The organism is Nocardia arthritidis NBRC 100137, from assembly GCF_001612765.1.
Lineage (GTDB): Bacteria > Actinomycetota > Actinomycetes > Mycobacteriales > Mycobacteriaceae > Nocardia > Nocardia arthritidis.
Genome location: NZ_BDBB01000047.1, coordinates 38705 through 58610, shown reverse-complemented (window position 1 = coordinate 58610; position 19906 = coordinate 38705). Strand labels below are relative to the sequence as shown.

At 70.1% G+C, this 19906-nt stretch carries 16 protein-coding genes and 1 pseudogene; 8 read left to right on the top strand and 9 right to left on the bottom strand.

The features are described from left to right. Positions 1-21 precede the first annotated feature (21 nt). Positions 22-1443, top strand: a complete 1422-nt coding sequence (locus NA8_RS27440) for a M1 family metallopeptidase (RefSeq protein WP_369690270.1) — start codon at positions 22-24, stop codon at positions 1441-1443. Positions 1444-1447: 4 nt separating this feature from the next. On the opposite strand, the gene NA8_RS27435 is transcribed toward NA8_RS27440, so the two are convergent. Next, complete coding sequence (locus NA8_RS27435) at positions 1448-2278, bottom strand: hypothetical protein (protein ID WP_063053247.1); 831 nt, start codon at positions 2276-2278, stop codon at positions 1448-1450. 294 nt (positions 2279-2572) lie between these two features. Here NA8_RS27435 and NA8_RS27430 point away from each other — a divergent pair, with 294 nt between their 5' ends. Further along, positions 2573-3103: an LppU/SCO3897 family protein gene (locus NA8_RS27430; protein ID WP_063053233.1), complete on the top strand. Its 531-nt coding sequence runs from the start codon at positions 2573-2575 to the stop codon at positions 3101-3103. Here the strand turns inward: NA8_RS27430 and NA8_RS27425 are convergent, their stop codons facing one another. After that, positions 3104-5398, bottom strand: coding sequence for a helicase-associated domain-containing protein (locus tag NA8_RS27425; protein ID WP_063053232.1), 2295 nt, complete (start codon positions 5396-5398; stop codon positions 3104-3106). A 95-nt stretch (positions 5399-5493) separates the two neighbouring features. On the opposite strand from NA8_RS27425, the gene NA8_RS27420 reads away from it, so the two are divergent. Continuing rightward, the gene (locus tag NA8_RS27420; RefSeq protein WP_039795086.1) at positions 5494-5682 is read left to right on the top strand and encodes a hypothetical protein; all 189 of its coding nucleotides are present in this window, start codon (positions 5494-5496) and stop codon (positions 5680-5682) included. A gap of 83 nt (positions 5683-5765) precedes the next feature. Here NA8_RS27420 and NA8_RS27415 read toward each other — a convergent pair whose 3' ends face one another. After that, positions 5766-6395, bottom strand: a complete 630-nt coding sequence (locus NA8_RS27415) for a resuscitation-promoting factor Rpf1 domain-containing protein (protein WP_063053231.1) — start codon at positions 6393-6395, stop codon at positions 5766-5768. A gap of 409 nt (positions 6396-6804) precedes the next feature. Next, positions 6805-7047 carry a hypothetical protein gene (locus NA8_RS27410; protein WP_063053230.1) on the bottom strand — a complete coding sequence of 81 codons (243 nt, stop codon included), beginning with the start codon at positions 7045-7047 and terminating at the stop codon, positions 6805-6807. 184 nt (positions 7048-7231) lie between these two features. On the opposite strand from NA8_RS27410, the gene NA8_RS27405 reads away from it, so the two are divergent. Further along, positions 7232-7651 (top strand): cold-shock protein, encoded by a 420-nt coding sequence (locus tag NA8_RS27405; RefSeq protein WP_040864801.1) that lies wholly within the window; start codon positions 7232-7234, stop codon positions 7649-7651. Positions 7652-8316: 665 nt separating this feature from the next. Here the strand turns inward: NA8_RS27405 and NA8_RS27400 are convergent. From NA8_RS27400 to NA8_RS27390, 3 genes are all read right to left on the bottom strand, one after another. After that, the gene (locus tag NA8_RS27400; RefSeq protein ID WP_063053229.1) at positions 8317-8898 is read right to left on the bottom strand and encodes a DUF2771 domain-containing protein; all 582 of its coding nucleotides are present in this window, start codon (positions 8896-8898) and stop codon (positions 8317-8319) included. Further along, on the bottom strand, positions 8895-10820 hold the full coding sequence (locus NA8_RS27395) for an MFS transporter (protein ID WP_174550143.1): 1926 nt from the start codon (positions 10818-10820) through the stop codon (positions 8895-8897). Before NA8_RS27395 ends, NA8_RS27400 begins: the two co-directional genes overlap by 4 nt. A gap of 93 nt (positions 10821-10913) precedes the next feature. Further along, positions 10914-11687, bottom strand: a complete 774-nt coding sequence (locus tag NA8_RS27390; protein WP_063053227.1) for a glutaminyl-peptide cyclotransferase — start codon at positions 11685-11687, stop codon at positions 10914-10916. Between the two features lie 47 nt (positions 11688-11734). Here NA8_RS27390 and NA8_RS35820 point away from each other — a divergent pair. Together NA8_RS35820 and NA8_RS27380 are read left to right on the top strand one after the other, a co-directional pair. Next, positions 11735-12434: pseudogene (locus tag NA8_RS35820) on the top strand (DUF3027 domain-containing protein); the annotation flags it as partial. A gap of 934 nt (positions 12435-13368) precedes the next feature. Further along, on the top strand, positions 13369-16284 hold the full coding sequence (locus NA8_RS27380) for a sacsin N-terminal ATP-binding-like domain-containing protein (protein WP_084467117.1): 2916 nt from the start codon (positions 13369-13371) through the stop codon (positions 16282-16284). Positions 16285-16292: 8 nt separating this feature from the next. Here NA8_RS27380 and NA8_RS27375 read toward each other — a convergent pair whose 3' ends face one another. Next, a complete protein-coding gene (locus tag NA8_RS27375; protein WP_245664029.1) occupies positions 16293-16910 on the bottom strand; it encodes a TetR/AcrR family transcriptional regulator in 618 nt (205 codons plus the stop codon). Positions 16911-17036: 126 nt separating this feature from the next. On the opposite strand from NA8_RS27375, the gene NA8_RS27370 reads away from it, so the two are divergent. Continuing rightward, a complete protein-coding gene (locus NA8_RS27370; protein WP_063053224.1) occupies positions 17037-19097 on the top strand; it encodes a neutral/alkaline ceramidase in 2061 nt (686 codons plus the stop codon). 9 nt (positions 19098-19106) lie between these two features. Here the strand turns inward: NA8_RS27370 and NA8_RS27365 are convergent, their stop codons facing one another. Further along, positions 19107-19346 carry a DUF2530 domain-containing protein gene (locus tag NA8_RS27365; protein ID WP_063053223.1) on the bottom strand — a complete coding sequence of 80 codons (240 nt, stop codon included), beginning with the start codon at positions 19344-19346 and terminating at the stop codon, positions 19107-19109. Positions 19347-19461: 115 nt separating this feature from the next. Between NA8_RS27365 and NA8_RS27360 the strand changes: the two genes are divergently transcribed. Further along, a complete protein-coding gene (locus tag NA8_RS27360; protein WP_043686798.1) occupies positions 19462-19899 on the top strand; it encodes a MarR family winged helix-turn-helix transcriptional regulator in 438 nt (145 codons plus the stop codon). The last annotated feature ends 7 nt before the right edge of the window (positions 19900-19906 follow it).

Here is a 19906-nt window from a genome sequence, read left to right as displayed (position 1 = left end):
CAAGAGGCGGGTGGAGAGGGGTTGGTCGTTCGTATGAGGTTGTCCGGCCGGATGTGCGCCGCGGTCGCGTGCGTATTCGTCGCGGCGCCTTGGGGGCTCGCGCACGCGGACCCGCCACCGGACCCGCTGGTCGGCGCGCCGGGCCTGGGCGATCCGTACTATCCGCTCGACGGCAACGGCGGCTACGACGTCCACCACTACGACGTCGGCATCGACTACGACCCGCCGAGCCGTGCGCTGACCGGCACCGCCACGATCACCGCGCTCGCCACCCAGGCCCTGCGCGTGTTCAACCTCGATTTCGCGGGGCCGCAGGTGCGCATGGTGTCGGTGAACGGGCAGCCCGCCGGTTTCGAGCGAAATGGCGAGCACGAGTTGACCGTGACGCCGCTGCTCCCGCTGCTGCCCGGCCTGCCGTTCGCCGTCACAGTCGACTACGCGGGCCCCGTGGCGAACACCGAGGGCGAAGGGTGGACCTTCGCGCGCAGCGGCGGCGCGTTCGTCGCCGGAGAGCCGCATTCGGCGACCAGCTGGTATCCGCTCAACGACACCCCGTTGGACAAGGCCACCTTCACCCTGAACGCCACCGTTCCCGCGGAGTGGGAGGTGGTCTCCAACGGCGTGCGGACCGAGAACGCGGTGCGTGGCGACAAGCGGACGGTTCGCTGGGTCAACGCCGAGCCGGTGCTCGGTTACCTGACCACCGTCGCTATCGACAAGTTCGACTACCTCGAGCAGCGCAGGGCCGACGGCACTCCGCTGATCAGCGCGTTCGCGCCGAATACGCAGGATCGCCATCGTGAACTCGAGCAGCGCCTGCCGGAGATCCTCGACTTCTCCGAAAAGCTCTACGGGCCCTACCCGTTCGAGGCGGCGGGCGGCATCTACTTGGACGCCGACATCACCTTCTCGCTGGAGACCCAGACCCGCCCGCTCTACGCGCCGAGGACCGATCTGCAGACCGTCGTGCACGAGATCGCGCACCAGTGGTGGGGCGACTGGGTGTCGGTGCGTCAGTGGTCGGACATCTGCCTGAACGAGTGCTTCGCCAGCTATACCGCCGACTATCTGTGGCCGGAGCGGGTGGAGGGCAAGAACGTCGACGACGACTACCGCGAGACCATCCGGAAGTATCACGACAACGAGAGGTTCTGGAACATCCCGCTGGAGAACCCCGGCGCCGGGAAGGAGTTCACCTCCGTCTACTACCGCGGCCCGCTGTTCCTGCACGCGCTGCGCAGACAGATCGGCGACGAGGTGTTCTTCACGGCCGTTCGGGACTTTCTCGCCGCGCACGCCTACGGCAACGCCTCGATGCCGGAGTTCCGCGCCTTCGTGCAGTCCCGATCGCCCATGGATCTGACCGGCTTCTTCCACGCGTGGCTGAACACCACCGCGCCGCCGCCGCAGGAATACCTGTTCCCAGGCGCTCTGCTCAGCTGACTCGTCAGTCGTCCTCCGCGCGCTGCCGGGCCTTCGCGAGCCTGCGTTCGGCCCGCTCCAGTTGCCGTCGTGCGGCGTGGAGTTCGTCCTTGGCCGACCGCTCCGCCGACTTGCGGAACTGACGCTGCTGTTCGGCGTGCTCGAGTTCGTCGCGCAACGCGGTGATGCGTTCTTCGACCGAGGTCAGTTCGCCGGCCGCGTCCGCGAGGGCGGAGCGAGCCGATTGCTCCGTGGCGCGGGCGGTTTCGAGCGCGTCCTGGGCGTCCGCCAGCTCACGGCGCGCGCTGTCGTCCTGCTTCTGGCGCGCTGCCGCTCGCCCGGGCCGGGCGGCCGGTTCGGGGACCGGGGCCAGATCGGGTCCGCTCGGCCCGAAGCCTTCGTAGCTCGCGGCCGCGGCGAGCGTTCCCTCGCGCAGCCGCTCGGCCACCTCCGGGTCGGCGAGGGCCGCGGTCAACGTCTGGCCGACCTCCCGGACGACACTCTCGCCGACCGGATGCCCTTGTCCGGCGGCGAGCGCACCCGCCTTCTCGGCGAGCGCGTTGACCAGTTGCTGCCGCTGCGCGGTCAGGTCACGCAACTCGTCGGCCGAGAGGTTGCGCTGAGCGGCGGCCAGGGCGGCGCCGAGGCGCAGCAAGGCGGCCACGTCGTCCGGCGCCGCCCGGGACAGCAGGTTCGCCGTCCACGCGGTCAGGGTGGGTTTGCGCAGCTTGCCGATGGCGGCCGCGAGCGGCTTGTCACCCGCCTGCTTCGCCGCGGCCGCCCGATCGGTGCGCGCGGCGACGAACTGCGCGGGCGGCAGCCCGTACAGGTCGCGCGCGACGTCCTCGAGCGTCATACTGCCCAAGCGTAACGACCCGGTCTCGGGCGACGACACACTCCGCATACCGGACAAGGGTCCAGTTGCATCGAATACGCGAAAGGCGTTGCTAGTGAATTACTCTGCGTTCCTGCTGCTCGGCCGTCTGCTTCCCAGCATCCTCGGATATGCGCTCATGGGGCTCTACGGCACGCACAGCATCTAGCGCGTTGCTCGAGGTCCCCCGGTGAGCTGATGCGGCCGCCCTGGTCGTGCGGGTATTCTCACCGCGTTCACGAGCCCGTGAACGTGTTCGGTGAGAGAGGTTTTCAGGTGAAGTTTCCAGGAGCGAGGCTGCTGGCACGGGTCGTGCTCGCCCTCGTCGCGGTGGCCGCCGTGGTGGTCACGGTGACCGGCTGTTCGTTGATCGGTGACGCGAGCAAGTCGGACACCGCCAAGGCCGAGGTCGGTGACTGCATCAACGTCATCGAGGGCTCTGCGGTCGATTCCAAGACCGAGCCGGTCGACTGCTCGTCGGACAAGGCCGTCTACAAGGTGGCGCAGTCCTACGACAAGAAGACCGACTGCGCCGCCGACTACACCTCCTACGAGGAGACCCTGGGCGGCGGCACCACCGCGTTCCTGTGCCTGGCGCCGAACTTCAAGGAAGGCAGCTGCTACAACGAGAGCAGCACGACCGGCTACAAGCACGTCGACTGCGCGTCTTCGGACGCCACGTTCAAGGTGCTGAAGCGGATCGACGGCAAGGCCGACGAACTGCTCTGCGGCGAGGACGCCGACAGCTTCCGGCTCATCGAAACGGACCCCAAGGTCACCTTCTGCACGGGCAAGCCCCAGCACTGATCATTCGAGCAGGGCGACCGACGCGATCCGGTGCAGTGTGAAGTGCCGGACCGCGCCGGTGACCGGGTCCAGCGCGTCCAGCTGCCCGTTGCCCACTTTCAACGGTTCCACCACCCGCTGCGTGGCGACCCCCTGGGCGTCGACGTAGCCGATGTTCACCGACCGCCGCACCCGCGCCGCGAGCTGGAGCAGGGCGAGGGTGGCGGCGGTGTTGGTCCGCGTGCCGTCCGGGCGCACCGCGTGACTCGAGCGGGCGCTGGCGGCGCGTTCGCCCGCGCGCAGTTCGGTAACGAGCGATTCGAGCTGCTCGGTGCTGGGCGGTGTCGGCCGATACGGCTGCCGCGCGGCGGGCCGCACCGAGATCCGGGCGCCCCGCGGGCGCAGATCCACGATCGCACCCGCCGAGTCCTCACCCGCGGGCGCGAAACCGGCCGCGCGTAGCTGCTCGAGCAGTTCGCCCAGCGGCGCCTGGGCGATGGCGACGGTCGGCGCGATGGATCGCAGTGCCAGCATGCGCGCCACCGGCGCGGACAGCACCTGGGCCAGCAGCGCCGGGTCGTCGCTGCGGATGAACGACTGCGCCATGCCCGCGCGCAACTGACCGTGCCGCCGGGCCACGTCATCGATCAGATAGGTCAGTGCCTGCGGGATGGGTGTGCGGGAATGCTTGGCGAACAAGGCGTGCAGTTCGGCCGCCGTCAACCCGGCGTCCAGGGCGCGCCGCACCGAGGACTCGCCGATCCGGTACACCGTCGCCGCGCCCGCGGATTCGACATCGGCGACCAGGGCGACGCGGTGGTGCAAATCGGCGGCCAGCGGCCCGGGCGCGATCACCGTCAGATCCGCCTGCACCAGCACGTGATCCACCGGCTCCGGCAGCGCCGCCTCCATCTCCGCCTCGGCGTCGGCCACGCTGGTCGGCGCCGCGTGCAGCAGCGCCCGCGCCGCCGAGCCGAGCGCGCCGCGACCGACGAAGCCCAGCGCCGCCGCCTCGGCCATGGTCTGCTCGACCACCTCCGGCCGGAAGTTCCTGCGCCTGCGCGGCTGCTGCCAGGCCAGCACCCTGCCGATGTCCGCGGGGGTCAGTGCGGTGCCGGACGGGTAGTCCACGAGCAGCCCGAGGATCGCGCGCCGATCGCGCGGCGCGTTCGGGGTGCGCAGCTCCAGCGACAGCGCCGCCAGCGGCTTGTCGTTGGCATCGCGCATGCCGATCATCCACGGCATCCGATCCAGATCGAGCCAGGTCAGTCCGAGCGCGGCCCAGCGCCGCGCGGGCGGCGATTCCAGCCAGGCGTCCACCAGCGGCGTCGGCGCCCAGAAGTCGTCGGTCGTATCGAAGTCGGGTGGCGGGTCCGGCAAACCCTTCTCGATCAGTTTCGCGGCCGCCAGCAGTTCGACCAGCAAACCCGCTCTCGGCTCGTCGACACCGGCCTGCTTGGCGATGCGCCGCAGCTCCCGCACGCCCAGGCCGCCCGCGCGCAAGGCGGGAGCGGGAGCTTGGCCGAGTACCTCGAGCACGGCGGCGCAGTGCCGGAGCAACTCGCCGACCTCGCCCGCCGCGACCGCGTTCACGTCGGCGGGCGTGTGTTTGGCCGTCTGCGGGTGCGGCGGTGTCAGCGCGTGCGGGTGGGTGACCGGTTCCCGGCGCAGCACTTGGCCGACGGTGACCGGAAGCTCGACGGTCTCGTCATCGATCCAGTGCAGCAACCTGCGCGCCAGCAGCCGCTGGATCGGCCGGTCGGCCGGAGTGCCCGGCGCGGCGTCCCTGGTGCGGCCGCGCGGTCCCGTCGCGGCCAGTTTGTCCAGCAACGTCCGCTCGGCGGGGGCGAGTTCGGGCAGCGCAGCGACCACCTCGGGTTCGGTCAGGGCGTCGGGGATCTCGGTCGCGGTGCCGATCGGCCACGGCAACGCCTCGGCGGCCGCCGGGATCAGATGAAGCCCCTGCTCGGCGTCGAGCCAGACAAGCGCGCGAGCGGTCAGCCGCTCCAGCGCTTCGTCGATCGCGGCGGCCGATACCCGTTCGCTCAGTTGCACATGCAGTTCGGCGCGCTGGAGCGGACCGCTGTCGGGATGCGTGGTGCCGTGTACGGCAAGGGTTTCCACGAGGGCGAATTCGAGGGTGTTCAACTCCTCGGTGGCGCGCAGCACCGACGCGCGCTGTTCGGTGCGGGCGGCGAGCACGGCCATGGAGGAAGGCAGCGGCACGGCCAGGTCGGGCCGAAGCTGCAGCAGCGTCACGAGCTGGGCATCACTGCGGGCACCGAGCCATCCGGCAAGGGAGTCGGTCGCGGTCATCCGATCCAGCCTACGATGCTGGGCGATCGCCCGCCGGGGTCAGGCGGTACGGGCCGCGGCGCATCCGCGCGGAGGGGTCGTGCCAAAATGGGTCCGTGGTGAACAAATCGAAGAAATCCTATGTCGACAACGGCTGGCCGAAGGTCGCCGACGGTGACCACGCGGTGACCGAACTCTCTTCGGCCCGCTCCGGTGGCCTCTCGCCCTACGGCGAGGACACCGAGTTCCCGGTCCCCGCTGAGCAGTTGCCCTACATGCACCCGAACACGGTGATCAACCGCTGAGCGCGCGACCGGAACGTTCTCGGCTACGAAGAAGGGCCCCGCATCCTTGGTGATGCGGGGCCCTTCTTGACGATGTGTGGCGATCAGGAGGGCAGCAGGCCCTTGTTCGCCTCGTAGAAGTTCACGATCGCGGGGTCGAGGGTGGCTCCGCTGGACTTTGCGGCGTTGAAGAAGTCGAGAGCTTCCTTGGGCACCTGGACGCCCTGGCTCTGCACCACCTCGAGGGCCCGGTCGACGGCCGAGAAGATCTGCTGCGAGCTGTCCGCCGGCGCGGCCTGTGCGGCCTGCGGCGCGGGGTTCCAGCGCGGGGTTTCGGCGGGGGCCGGCGCGGTGCGCTGGGAGGGCGCGCTGCTCAGGCCCAGCTTGGACGAGCAGGAGGGCCAAGCGCCCCAGCCCTGCGAGGCGAGCACCTTCTCGGCGACCGCGATCTGCTGTTCGCGGCTGGCCTGGTTGGCCGAGGCGGCGTACTCCTGACCGCCGTGGGCGCGCCAGGTGCCGGGCGAGAACTGCAGCCCGCCCTGGAAACCGTTGCCGGTGTTGATGCCCCAGTTGCCGCCGGCCTCGCACTGAGCGAGTCGATCCCAGTCGGAGTCGGGTGCCGCGCTGGCGTTGCCTGCGAGAGCCACACCGGCGGTGCCGATGATGGCGCCGGTGACGGCAACCTTGGCTACCGTGCGGCCGGTCGAGCTTGGCTTGCGATGGCGTCCACTCATATCGGGTTCGTCTTCCTCTCGACGCACCTGCGACGTCTTCGGTTCTGGTTCGGACTGAGAGGTCGTCCGTTCCGCCCTCGCCCCTACGTTTCCGTCGGGGGTTCCGGTACCCGCGGGGCGAGGCTCGGTGCGGCGGGCCGGTGGTCGCCGGGGTGTCCCGGCTGGGTAAGACCGTACGACGAACCGCGGGAAAAATCACTATTTGGTAACCGGCGTGTACCAACGGGTCTCGGCGCGGTATCGAATGGGTGAGGCGCCTTCGCGCAGCTAGGGCGGCTGCGGGCGCATGCGGCGCGCGTCGCCACCGGCCCGTGACCTACTCGTAATGTGACGAGGATCACACGTCTGAATGGGTAACGATCGCATCGGGTAACCGGTTTACGCCGGATCGGAGGCATGTTCTCCGGTTCTACCGGGACCTGCGACCCGAGCGCAGCGCGAACGCGACCGCGAGTACGAACCCCAGCGGCGCGAGCATCGCCCCGAAGTAGAGCCACAGCCCGGGCTCGCCGTCGGTCAGCAACGGGATCGCGAAGATGACGATGATCGCCAGCAATCCCAGCGCGAACAGGGCGAGCGCGAGTTGCAGCAACCAGTCGCCGCGCCGTCGAGGGGCGCCGCCGGGTGGGGTCGGAGCGGATGGGTTCGTCACGGTTCGACGGTAAAACTGATGTGCTTGCGTTATTCGCACCGGGGTAGACTCGATGGCAATCGCGTCCTGCAATCGTGCTGGGCGCGTTCTTTTCGCACAGGAGGGCCGGTCGCGGGATCGGCTCGGTAGACAAATGTGCTCGGGCCGTAGGGGTCCGAGTTTCGATGACGAACGGGTGAGCGCAGTGCCGACCGGCAGGGTGAAGTGGTACGACGTCGAAAAGGGCTTCGGCTTCCTTTCCCAGGACGAGGGTGAGGACGTCTACGTCCGCTCGTCCGCGCTGCCGCAGGGTGTCGAGGGGCTCAAGCCCGGCCAGCGCGTCGAGTTCGGCATGGCCGCGGGCCGTCGCGGCCCCCAGGCGCTGAGCCTCAAGCTGCTCGAGGCGCCGCCGTCGGTCCGGCAGGGCCAGGAACGCAACGCGCGCAAGGAGCCTGCCGCGCGCAATCACACGCCGGACGAGCTGCACGGCATGGTCGAGGACATGATCACCTTGCTCGAGGCGAAGGTGCAGCCGGACCTGCGCAAGGGCAAGTACCCGGATCGCAAGACGGCGCAACGCATCTCGGAGGTCGTCCGCGCGGTGGCGCGCGAACTGGACCGGTAGTTCGCGCCGCTGTGGCCGGTGTCCGGCTCGACGCGATCCGACCGGACGCGGACGCGCAGCGGCAAAATCACCTACCGCGCAGTTCGCGGGTGACGAGGGCGTCGACGAGATCGCTCATCTGCTCGACCAATTGGGCCGTGCCGCCGTTGTGGGCGAGGTTGTGCAATTCGAGCGGGTCTTCCCGGCGGTCGTAGAGTTCGGCGGCAGATCGTCAGCCGGTTCGTGACGAGGCTCGACTCCTGCCCGCTGGTGTATCGAGTCCTCGCGGGACACGAACCCGGGTTGATTGTCCGGCTGGTCGACGGCGTTGTGCCGCATCGCATCCGGCAAGTACTGGAGGCCATCGCTGCGCGCCGGTCAGCAGTCCGGGCACATCGCCGGGGATCTCGACCCGCGCGACACCGCGATCGCGCTGGGAGGCCGTCTTCACCGCGGTCATCATCACCGTGGTGCAAGTCGGCGGCAGCGGATCCTCCGAGCGCATCGATGCCGTCGCGCGCTCGGTGCCCGCCGCGCTCACGGGGAAGCGTCCGACGTGATCGTTCCGCGGCCGTCCACTCGAACGCGGCAAGCGCCGGTGACCCCGCTACGCCACGGGCCGAACCCGGCCATCGGTGTCGAGCAATGGCGGTGGCAGATCGTCGACACGGGCGCCTGCATCGCCGCTACACCGTGCTGATCGACCAGGTGGCGTGCGGCACGTAGAACTCCCGGCCGGTTTCGTCGCGGGCGAGGATCGGCAACTGGAACTCGACGCCGATGAGGCGAAGGTCGGGCTCCGGCTTGGAATCGATGGTCAGGGCCAGGGCGCGATCGGGGTAATCGTTGCGGCTGATCACCTGGTCGACCTTCTCGCCGTTGGGCAGGAGATAGACCAGCTGCGCGAGCCAGGGCGCGTCGGCGACCTTCTTCGGGAGCGACAGCTGCAACGGGTAACCGGCGGGCACTTCCAGCTCGGCGGTGCGGCCGCGGTGGCAGTCCGGCGTATCGGGGGCGCAGTTCAGCGCCGTGAACACCGTGCCGGGCACGTTGTCCTCGGGCAGGATGCGGCAGTCCCGCATGGTCACCGCGCAGTAGCTGAACGGCCGCACGGTGACCGTCTTGCCGTGCGCGTAGGCGGTGAGGGTGACATCGGGTTCGTCGGCGTTGCGGACCAGCACCGCCAGAACGCCCGCGAAGGCGACGGTGAGCACGAGCAGGGCGGCCGCGACCAGCGCGGCGATCGTGCGTGCGTTGAGCTTGCTCACCAGATCGGGTCTCCTTGCCCTCGTTGAAAGCGTGTCGTGTCACCGCCGCGCGGAGCGGGACCCTGCGCGCGAGGTGCGCTCGCCGGGAATCCGTGCGGCCGGGACGGCACCTCTTGCTCCGCGTGCTGGGGACGGTTGCCGCCGAGGCCGGGCAGCAGCGAGTGGCCACGGAAGCTGAGGAAAGTCTGCACCAAGCCCAGCACGAGTATCGCGGTGACCACCGCGAAGCCCTTCCAGTAATCCGTGGGCAGCAGGACCCCGGCCGCACCGCCGATGACCCAGCTCAGCTGTAGCACGGTCTCCGACCGCCCGAAACCCGAGGCGATCGACTCCGGCGGCAGATCGTCCTGGATGGAGGCGTCAAGCGACACCTTGGCCAGCGCGCTCGTCGCGGACGCCACCAAGGCGGCGGCCGTCGCGCCGAGCAGATTGTTCGTGAACGTCGCGAACAGCGCTACCAGCGCGCACGCCGCCGTGCAGCCGAGCACGATCAGCGCGGGTCTGCCGAGTTTGAGCCGGGCGCCCGTGGCATTGCCCCCGAAATTGCCGATGGCCGCGGCCGCGCCGACCGTGCCGAGCATGAGGGCCTGGTGCACCGGCCGGTGTTCGGTCGCCTTGGCGACGAACGCGACGTAGAAGGTGAGGAACCCGGTCAGCACGCGGATGGCGCCGTTGCCCCATAGCCCGGTCACCACGGAGCGGCCGAGCGGCTGCCTGCGTTTGCGTGGCGGCACCGGCGACTCTTTGCCGGAGGAGAGCACCTCGGTGTGCGCGTCGGCGCCGTGGTAACTCAACGTCGCGGGCACCTCGCCCTCGGTGACTTCGACCCAGGACGGGATGCGCAGGCTCAGATACGTTCCCGCGCAGGCGATCAGCGCGGCGAAGACCAGAGCGCCGTTCGAGCCCGCGATCGCCGCGGTCAGCCCGGCCAGCGCTCCGGCGCCCAAGGTGCCGCCGACCAGCCCGAAGACCGTGAGACGAGAGTTGGTGCGGACCAGATCGATGTCCGGCGGCAGGACTCGGGGCGTCACCGCGCTCTTGAGCACGGAGAACGATTTGCTGCCGATCATCATGCACAGCGCGAGCGGATACAGCGCCCAGTTGTCGAACTGGAAGATCAGCACCATCGCGACCACCGTGCGCACCGCGAACGAGGTTGCCAGCGCCAGGCGGCGACCGCGCTGCAGCCGATCGAGCATCGGGCCGATCAGCGGGGCGATCACCGCGAACGGCGCGATCGTGATCAGCAGGTACAGCGCGACCTTCGTCTTGCTCTCCGCGGTGGCGCTGGCGAAGAACAAGGTGTTGGCCAGCGCCACGGCGATGGCGGCGTCCAGGGCGAAGTTCGCCATGGTCGCGTAGGTGAGCGCCGTCAGGCCCGACTTGTCCGCGCCGTCGGCCTTGGCCGCGCGCTGGAAGGTCGCGATGCCCTTCTCGGTGAGTTCCCTGCCGCGCATTGCGGCCACCCGCGTGACCGTGAGTTTGCGCGGCATTCGTCGCGTCCCGGAGGGAGCCGGGCTTTCGGGTGGCTCGACCGGATCCTGGCCTGCGGTCGCGGGGTAGCCGGGTTCGGCCCCGCCGGGTGGTTCGGTATGGCGATGCGGCTCGGGCCGGTGCGGGAAGACGCGGCGGGGCGCGCGCTCGGAGGCCGTCGGTTGTTCGGGGTCACTCCCGAGCGGGAGGGGTTTGGTGCGCGGCGGTTGCGGGGCGCGGGGCGCCTCACGGCGCGGACTCGGCGGAGGCCCCGGCTGGTCGTGCCGCGTGGCGGCCCGTCCGGGTCGCAGCGGCGGCAGCGGCCCGCGCCGTCGTGGCTGGTCGGGGGGCGGGTACCGGTCGAAACCGGGATGCCGATCGAACGGCGGGGACTCCTCGCCTTCCCACCGATCACGGTCGGGACCGGAAGGTTCGCGGGGAGTAGTCACGACTCCAATTCTGGCGCACTTCCGTGCTGGGCGTTCACGCGCGCTCCGAGGCGGCGGCGGAAAGTGACCATCGTCGCGGACGCGTGAACGCGCTCAGGCGGGTGCGAAGCGGACCTCGAACATGGTCGGCCAGTTCTTGCCCGTGATCAGGAACCGGTCGGTGCCGGGCAATTGGGCGATGCCGTTGAGGGCGTCGGCTCGGGCCCGATCGGCCGCCGGAAGGAGACCGGCCGCGTCGGCGGTCCCGAGCACCGCTCCGGAATCGGGGTCGATGCGCACAATCGTGTCGGTGGGCCAGTCGTTGGCGTAGACCGACCCGTCCGCCGCGCACTCGAGTTCGTTGAGGCGCGCGCCGTTGTGGCTGGTCAGTTCGATCGAGCCGGTCGGGGCGAAGGTGACCGGATCACGGAAGGTGAGCCGGTCGGTGCCGTCGCTCATGACCAGCCGTCCGGCCCTGGCGCACAGACCCCAGCCCTCGCCGTCGTAGCTCACCCGGCCGCGTTCGGCGAGCGTGGCGGGGTCACGGGCGATGGCCACGCCGTCATGCCAGGTGAGTTGCCAGAGTGTGGCGCCGGCGAGGGTGATGCCCTCGCCGAAGTACGGGGCGGCCAACTCGGTCCTGGCAAGTTCCGCGCCGGTGGTCAACCGGGACGCGCGCACGCTCGACGCGCCCGCCAGGCCGGTGCCCTCGTAGAGGACGTCGCCGTCGATCTCCAGGCCTTGGGTGAACGCCTTCGGATCGTGCGGCCGGGTGCCGAGCACCTCGATGTTCATCGTGGGTGTCGTCTCGTCGGCGGGGCCGCATCCAGCCGCGACCAGCAGACCGACCAGCACACCGATGGCCAACGCACGCCGATTGCGCTTCATACGGCAAAATGTAGGCCGTGAGCGCAGTTTCTGTTTCGGAGTCCGGCGTGCGGCCGATTCTTGCCGATGCCGTCGACTTGGCCCGCCGTGCGCTCCTGGAGTTGGAGCCCTCGGGTGTGGGCGCGCACCTCGGCGTGATCGCCGAGGACGAGAGCGCGGCGACCCACCGTTTCGCGGCGACGCTGCCCGGCTATCGCGGGTGGCAGTGGGCGGTAGTGGTGGCCGCTCCGCCCGGCGCGGGCTACGCGACGGTCAGCGAGTCGGCGCTGCTCCCCGGGCCCGAAGCCTTGGTCGCGCCCGAGTTCGTGCCCTGGGAGCAGCGAGTCCGCCCCGGAGACCTCGCGCCGGGCGACCTGCTCGCCCCGCCCGCCGACGACCCGCGCCTGGTGCCGGGTTATGTCGCGACCGGCGATCCGGTGGTCGACGAAGTGGCCTACGAAATCGGTCTCGGCCGCACCAAGGTGCTGAGCAGGCAAGGACGCGAAGAGGCCGCCGAGCGCTGGTACGCCGAGCACGGTCCCGACTCGGAGATGGCCAAGGCCGCGCCCGCCACCTGCGGGAGCTGCGGGTTCTATCTGCCACTGGCCGGGGCGCTGCGCGCCGCGTTCGGTGTCTGCGGCAACGTCATGGGCGCGGACGGACAGGTCGTCCATGTGGCCTACGGCTGCGGCGCGCACTCGGATACCGAGATCCCCACCGGCGGCGGGTCCCCGCTCTACGAGGCGTATGACGACGCGGCCATCGAGTTGATCTCGCTCGGGACGGAACGATCTCGCGCCGCCTCGCGGGATTCGGCCCAGGCATCCACGGGCGGCGATCGGCACGGTGCGGCCGCCGAGCAAGCGGACAACGTGACAGAGATCACCGAGGCCGGTGTGGACTCGGCGACAGCCGAGGACGCCGCACCCGCCCGGGATACTGCGGTTGCCGGGGAGGCGGAAGTCGCCGAGGGCGGCGCGGTGGCCGAGAGCACTGCGGACATCGAGACCGCTCCTGTTGCCGGGGATTCCGCGGTAATCGAGGTCGCGGAGGGCGCTGCGGTCAGCGAGTCGCCTGGGGTTGCCGAGAATGCCGTCGTCGCCCAGGACGCTGCCCTCGCGCAGGGCGCCACCGAGGACCCCGCCGTCGCCGAGCCCGGAGTCGCGGAAGGGCCTGCGGTCGTCGAGAGTGACAAGAACACCGCTGTAGCGGAGGGAAGCGCAAACGTCGAGGCCCCGAGCGCGCCCCGCACCCAGCCCGCCGACACGACAGCGACCACAGGCCCCGATGCGACCGGGGCCGAAGTCGGCGCCACCGCGGTCAGCGACGCAGATCCCACCGATTCGAGCGTTCGGTCCGCGGTGCGCGCGACGCCCGGCGCGGACGATATCGCCGAGCCGCCGACCGCGCACGGCACCACGTCGGCCGCTGACGCCGGTCCGGTGGGCGCCGCTGAGAACGAGCCGAACGCGGCCAGGGGCGACATCGCGACCAGCCCGACTCTCGGCACCGGTGATGCGGCGAACAGTCCCGCCGCTGCTGGTGAGGGTGGTTCGGACATCGTCTCCGCCGACGCGCCCAGCGGCCCGGAGCCCAGCGCTGCGGACGCGCCGGAGGCCGAGGCACGGCCGGAGATCCAGTCATCGCCGCGCAACTGAGCGAAGCCGCCGATCCGTTCGGCACTTCGGCGCTGCGAGCGGCCGTGCTCGCCGCATGGCGTAATTCGCCGACGCGATTGCGGGAGGACGCCGCCACCGAGAGCGACTTGGTGCGCGCGGGCTACCGGGATCGGTTGCTGACCGAGTTGGCGCAGAACGCTGCCGACGCCGCGCGCAAGGCGGGCGTGGTCGGCGCCGTCGTCGTCCGGCTCGACGGTCATGACCTCCACATCGGCAATACCGGTGCGCCGCTGGACGTCTCCGGTGTGCACGCGCTCACCGCTCTGCGCGCGTCGGGGAAATCCGGCGACGGTTCGGTCGGCCGGTTCGGTGTCGGCTTCACCGCGGTGCTCGCGGTCAGCGACGACATCGAGCTCCGGTCGGCCTCCGGATCGCTGCGGTTCTCCCGCGCCGAGACCCGGGAAGCTCTGAAAGACAACGAGATCCGCACACCCGCCGTCGACGCGGGCGAATTCGATCCTCCGGTGCTGCGGTTGGCCTGGCCGACCGAGGCGCGACCGGCGGCGGGTCTCGACACCGAGGTGGTGCTGCGGCTGCGCGCGGACGTCGACGCCGACGCGCTGCTGGCCGCGATGCGCGCCGAAGCCGTCGATCTGCTCCTGGAACTGCCGGCGCTGGGCCGCATCCGCGTCGGCGCTGACGAATTCGTCAGCAGTGCGGAGGACATGGGCGACGGCATGCACGAGGTCTACGTCGACGGCCCCGGCAGCGAGCAGCGAACCTGGTGGCAGTACCGCACCCCACGCGCCCGCTGGCTGCTGCCGGTGCGCGATGGCAGACCGGTGGCGGCCGCCCCCGACGTGTTGCGGGCGCCGACCAGATCCGACGAGGAACTGTCGCTGCCCGCGCTGCTCGTCGCCGACATTCCGATGCAACCGGATCGCCGCAGGTTGCTCCCCGGTACCCGGCTCGCCGACTTGGCCGGCGGCTACGCGGATTTCGCTCGCGCCCTGCCACCACGCGACCGGCTCGTGCTCGTCCCCACACCCGGTTTCGCCCGCAGCGAGGCCGATGGTCTGCTGCGCGAAGCGCTCCTGCGCGAATTGCAAACGCGGCCATGGCTGCCCGTAGTCGTCACCCACGGGCGCACGCACGAAGGCCTCGTCGACGCCGGGCCGCTCGCCGCCGACCTCGAGCCCTTCACCGCGCGCTACGCCGGATCGAACACCCTCGCCGCGCACGAAGCCGAAGAACGGACCGCCGGACCCAGCAGCGCATCGGTGTCAGGCGAACCGATTCCGTTCGGCATCGCCGGGGCGCCGTCAGCCGCCGTAGCGCCGCACCCGCGGGACGTGGCCATCCCTACCCGCGCATACGTCTTCACCGGTTTGACCCCGCAATTGGCCGCCCTGCTCGATGAGGTGGCCGGTCCGCTGGTCATCCCGGACCTCTCCGGGCGGCCGCACGCCGAGGCCATGGGTGCGCTGGACGTGCACCGGCTCGGGTTGGCGCGGCTCGCGGAATTGTCGGGGGGCCTGCAGCGGCCGCCGAGTTGGTGGCGGCAGTTCTATGCCGCCCTGGAACCGTTCGTGGTGGATCCGCTCGCGGCGGAGGAACTGGGCGCGCTGGCGGTGCCCTTGGCGGACGGCAGGCTCGTCACCGGGCCGCGCACCGTGGTGCTGGACGATCAGCTCGAGGTCGCGATCCCGGTGCACTGGGCCAGGCTGGCGCATCCCGAAGCCGCGCATCCCCTGCTGGCTCGGCTGGGCGCGCGGTCGGCGACCGCCGAGGATCTCCTGACCGACCCGGGCTTACGCGCCGACCTGGAGGATCATCCGGACGACCCCGACACCGCCGACGCCATCCTGCGTCTTGCCGCGCACGCGGCCGCGGAGGATCTGCCGTCCTGGCTGGGGCTGCTCGAACTGCCCGACAGCGAGGGTGAATCGCGACCGGCCGACGAACTGCTGCTGCCCGGCGCGCCGTTGCGCGATCTGCTCGTGCCCGACGCGCCGTTCGGCACGGTGGACCCGGAACTGGTCGAGCGCTACGGCGCGGACGCGTTGCGCGCCCTCGGCGTCGGCTGGGATTTCGGTGTGATCACCGAGGTCGATCCCACCGGTGCGGACCACGATCTGGACGACGAGGAACGCTGGTGGTCCACGCTGGCAGACGATCCGCCGGAGCTGGTCGCCGTCCGCGACCTCGACCTGGTCGACGACGCCGCCTGGCCGGAAGCGTTGCGGCAGTTGGCCGCCGCGCCCCGCACCCGTCGCCTGCTGGCCGACGCCGACGGCTACACCGCGTGGTGGCTGCGCAGATACGCGCGGATCGACTGCACCCCGCTGGGACTGTTCCGTCACCCCGCCGACACCGAGTTCGACGGGCTGTTGCCGGCATTCGCCGTCGCCGGCGTCGATCCGGACGCTTGCCGCGCGATCCTCGCCGACCCCGAGACGATCACCGACGAGCTGGCCGCCGCCCTGTTGGAGGCGCTCGCGGACCCGGCGAGAACGCCCTCGCCGGAGGTGGTTTCGCGCACCCACGCCCGTCTGGCGGCGGCCGTCGCCGCGGGTCTGCTCGATCTCACCGACCTGCGACCACCCGATCGGGTGCGCGCGCTCACCGGCGCCGTGGTCGATCCGGCGGACGCGTTCGTCCTCGATCGCGCGTGGTTCGGTTTGGCGGTACCGCCGGATCGATTGGTGGCGGGCGACACCGAAACCGCCTCGGCCCTGGCGGCTCTGCTCGACCTGCCGCTGGTGTCCGAGGCCGTTACCGCCGAGGTGGCCGATGCCGGCCGCCGCACGACCTGGGCGGAGGAGCCGCTGGGTGTCGTGTTGCGGCAACTGTTCGCTCTGCCCCCGCAAACGGGCGAGCTGGTCGTGCACCATGCATTGACGGTGCGGCTGAGCGGCGCGATCGAGGCCACGGTCGCGGTGCCCTGGTGGCAGACCGACTCGGCCGTGCACGTCCGCGCGCCGCATCTGCGCGGCTGAGCGGCCGGTTACTGGGCCGCGTTCTCCGTGAGCATCTCGCTCAGCAGATCCAGCTGTCCGCGCACGCTCTCGCTGTCGTTGTCCACCAGCCAGCGCAGTACCACGCCGTCGATGACGTTGAGCGTGAACCGGCTCAGCGTCTGCACCGGGACCGACCAGCGCGTGCCGGTCGCGTCGCGCGCGTGCTCGAGGATGTCGGCGACTGTCGAGTCGTTGAAGTTGTACTGCTCGCGCGCGATCGCGAGTTTTGCCGGGGTTTGCTCGCCTTCGCGCAACGCGTAAGTGGTTGTTTCGTAAGTGAGCAGCTGCCGTTCCGGAGTGGCTTCAATGTTCAGCCACATGAGTTCCAGTCCCGCGCGGATCAATTTTTGAAGGGCTTCTTTTCCACTTCCGACGTCCTGCCATACCGTTTCGTTTGCGTCGACAGAATCGCGTAATTCCATCGACAACGCTTTGACCAGCTCGGTCATCAGCGCGTCCTTGTTTTCGAAACAGTAATGCACCACACCGAGCGAGACACCGGCCGCCTGAGCGACATCGCGGGTGGTCACGCCCGCAACTCCCTTTTTCTCGGCAAGGCCGATCGCGGCCTCGATAAGGTGGGCCCGTCGTTCTTCGACGCTCAATCGGGAGGACACCCAAGCGAGTTAAGCGCCCAGCGCCCGCGCAGTCAATTCGCGGGCCGGAAAAATTTGGACTGGACGAGTGACCAGTTGTGTGGTTCGCTGCATCGGGACAGAAGGGAGACGGGTATGCCGGTGTCGCGTAGAACTGTTCTGGCCCGGACCGCGATCGGTTCGGCCACGCTCGCGGCCGCGACGGTGCCCGGGATGACCGACGCGCTCGCCGTTCCGGCGGCCGCCGCGCCGGAATCCGGCGGTTACGAGATCGGCGTCGGACTCTCCGACATCACCGGCCCGGCCGCCGAATGCGGGATGATGGGCTACTCCCAGCTCGAACAGCAGACCGCGGGAATCCACCTGCGCCCCCGGGCGCGGGCGTTCATCATCGGCAGCGCGGGGCGGCGGATCGTCTTCGTGGTCGCCGAGAACGGGATGATCTTCCAGTCCGTGCACCGCGGCGTGCTCGCCGAATTGGCCCGGCGCTTCGGCGATCTGTACACCGAGCAGAACGTCTTTCTCACCTCGACGCATTCGCACGCGACCTGTGGCGGCTCCAGCAACGATTACGCCTACAACCTGTCCATCCTCGGTTTTCAGCAGCAGGTGTACGACGCCGAGGTGAACGGGATCGTCGAGGCGATCGCCGCCGCGCACGCCGATCTCGGCCCCGGCTCGCTCGCGCTCGGCCGTGCCGAACTGCGCAACGCGAGCGTGAACCGCTCGCGGGTGGCTTGGGAACTCAATCCGCCTGCGGACAAACAACATTTCCCGGACGCCATCGATCCCGCCGTGACCACTCTCGTCCTGCGTAAGGGCGGGCGGATAGCGGGCGCCATCACCTGGTTCGCCACCCACAACACGTCGATGACCAACGCGAACCGGCTGATCAGCTCGGACAACAAGGGCTACGCCTCCTTCTCCGCCGAGCACATCGAGCACGGCGTGCGCTACCTGGACGGCGAGCCCGCGTTCGTCGCCGCCTTCGCGCAGACCAACGCCGGTGACATGTCCCCGAACCTGAATCTGCGCCAGGGCTCAGGGCCCACCGAGGACGAATTCGAGAACACCCGCATCCTGGGCGAGCGGCAGTACGCGGCGTCGAAAGACGCGGCGGCGCGGGCGCGGGAGATCTCCGGCCCCGTCGACGGGATGCTCTGCTACATCGATCTGGCGGACATCGCCGTGGACGGCCGTTTCACACCGGACGGCATGCCGCGGCGCACCGCACCGGCCGCGGCGGGTGTCTCGCTGATCGCGGGCAGCGTCGAGGACGGCCCTGGCCTGCCCGGCGGCCCGATTCCGGAGGGCGTGCGCAATCCGTTTCTCGAGGCGCTCGGCGCCCCCGCTCGGCCCGCGCCGGCCTGGCTGGCCGACGCGCAGGCGCCGAAAGCGATCGCGGTGCCGCTCGGCCTGCTGCCTCCGGTGGCCTGGGTGCCGAATGTGCTGCCGATCCAGCTCGTTCGCATCGGTGAGCTCTATTTGGCCGCCGCGGGAGGTGAATTCACCATCACGTCGGGGTTGCGCATTCGCCGCGCCGTCGCCGCGGCGCTGGACGTCCCGCTGGAGCAGGTGCTCATGCAGGGATACGCGAACGCCTACCACGAATATGTCACCACGCCCGAGGAATACGACTCCCAGCAGTACGAGGGCGCCTCGACGCTGTTCGGCCGCTACACCCTGTGCGCCTATCAGCAGGAGTTCACCCGGCTGGCCACGGCATTCGCCGCCCGCACGCCGGTGCCGCGCGGCCCGGCGCCACGCGATGTGTCCCATCTGCAACCGAACTTCCAGCCGGGCGCCGGTCCGGACGCCGCCGTGCCGGGGCGCCGCTTCGGCGACGTACTGGTGCAACCGCGTCCGTCCTATGGCCCCGGCGACCAGGTGGTGGCCGAATTCGTCTCGGCGCACCCGAAACACGACAACCGCCGCAACGGGACGTTTCTGGAAGTGCAGCGCAGGAATGCGTCCGGTGAATGGGTACGAGTGGCCAACGAGGGCGAATGGGCGGTGAAATACCACTGGAGCAAGCGCGGTATCGCCGAGTCGATAGCCCGATTCACCTGGGACATCCCGCTCGATGCCGAGCCGGGACGTCATCGCTTCCAGCATTACGCGACCCGTCTGGATCCCGGTGGCGCGCTCTACCCGATCACCGGTACCACCGACGAATTCGAGATCGGCCGACCGTAACCGGATCGGCTACAAACCGGTCTGCGCGCCCTTGTCCCCGCGCCGTGCGCCGCGCCGCTGGACCAGATAGATCGCGAGCGCGATCAGTCCGACCACCAGACCCATCAGGCAGACCGGCCGGGCCGAGGCCCACCGGTCGCCGCCCGCCCACACCACCACGGTGGCGATCAGCCACAACGCGCTGCCGACCGCGAGCACGGGGCGCGGATCGGTGAGGCGCGGTGGGAGTTGCGGGACTTTCTGCGTCACGAGTTCAGCCTAATCGGCCCGGCTGGAGGAACTCCGCCGACCGCGCGGCGACGTGTGGTCTGCCAGTGGCCGGAAGCCGCGACCGGCCGCCCGCGGTCCCGTATCGTTTGCCACTGTGACAACGCCATCGGATGTCAGAGCCCTCGCTGGTGAGCTCTCGCTGGCGGTCGTTCGACTGACGCGACACCTGCGCGGCCGTCGTGCCGACTCGCAGATTTCGCTGACGCAACTCTCCGCGCTCGCCACCCTCGCGCGCGAGGGAGCGATGACGCCGGGTGCGCTCGCGGCGAAGGAGCGCGTGCAGCCGCCCTCGATGACGCGCGTGATCGCCTCGCTCACCGACCTCGATCTGGTGGAACGCAACCCGCATCCCACCGATGGCCGTCAGATCATCGTCTCGCTGTCCCCGGCGGGCCGCGCGCTCATCGCCGATGAAGCCAGCGCACGTGAGGCGTGGATGACCGAGCAGCTGTCGACGCTCACCGAGGAGCAGCTCGTCGTGCTGACCCGGGCGGTGGCGATCATGAAGCAGATCGTCGCGGAGTCCGAGTAGCGCAACG

Bases quoted from the DNA above. Each gene is read 5' to 3' on its own strand.
- NA8_RS27415 (WP_063053231.1), bottom strand. From the start codon at position 6,395: ATGAGTGGACGCCATCGCAAGCCAAGCTCGACCGGCCGCACGGTAGCC.
- NA8_RS27390 (WP_063053227.1), bottom strand. From the start codon at position 11,687: ATGAAGCGCAATCGGCGTGCGTTGGCCATCGGTGTGCTGGTCGGTCTG.
- NA8_RS27435 (WP_063053247.1), bottom strand. From the start codon at position 2,278: ATGACGCTCGAGGACGTCGCGCGCGACCTGTACGGGCTGCCGCCCGCG.
- NA8_RS27425 (WP_063053232.1), bottom strand. From the start codon at position 5,398: ATGACCGCGACCGACTCCCTTGCCGGATGGCTCGGTGCCCGCAGTGAT.
- NA8_RS27370 (WP_063053224.1), top strand. From the start codon at position 17,037: ATGCCGGTGTCGCGTAGAACTGTTCTGGCCCGGACCGCGATCGGTTCG.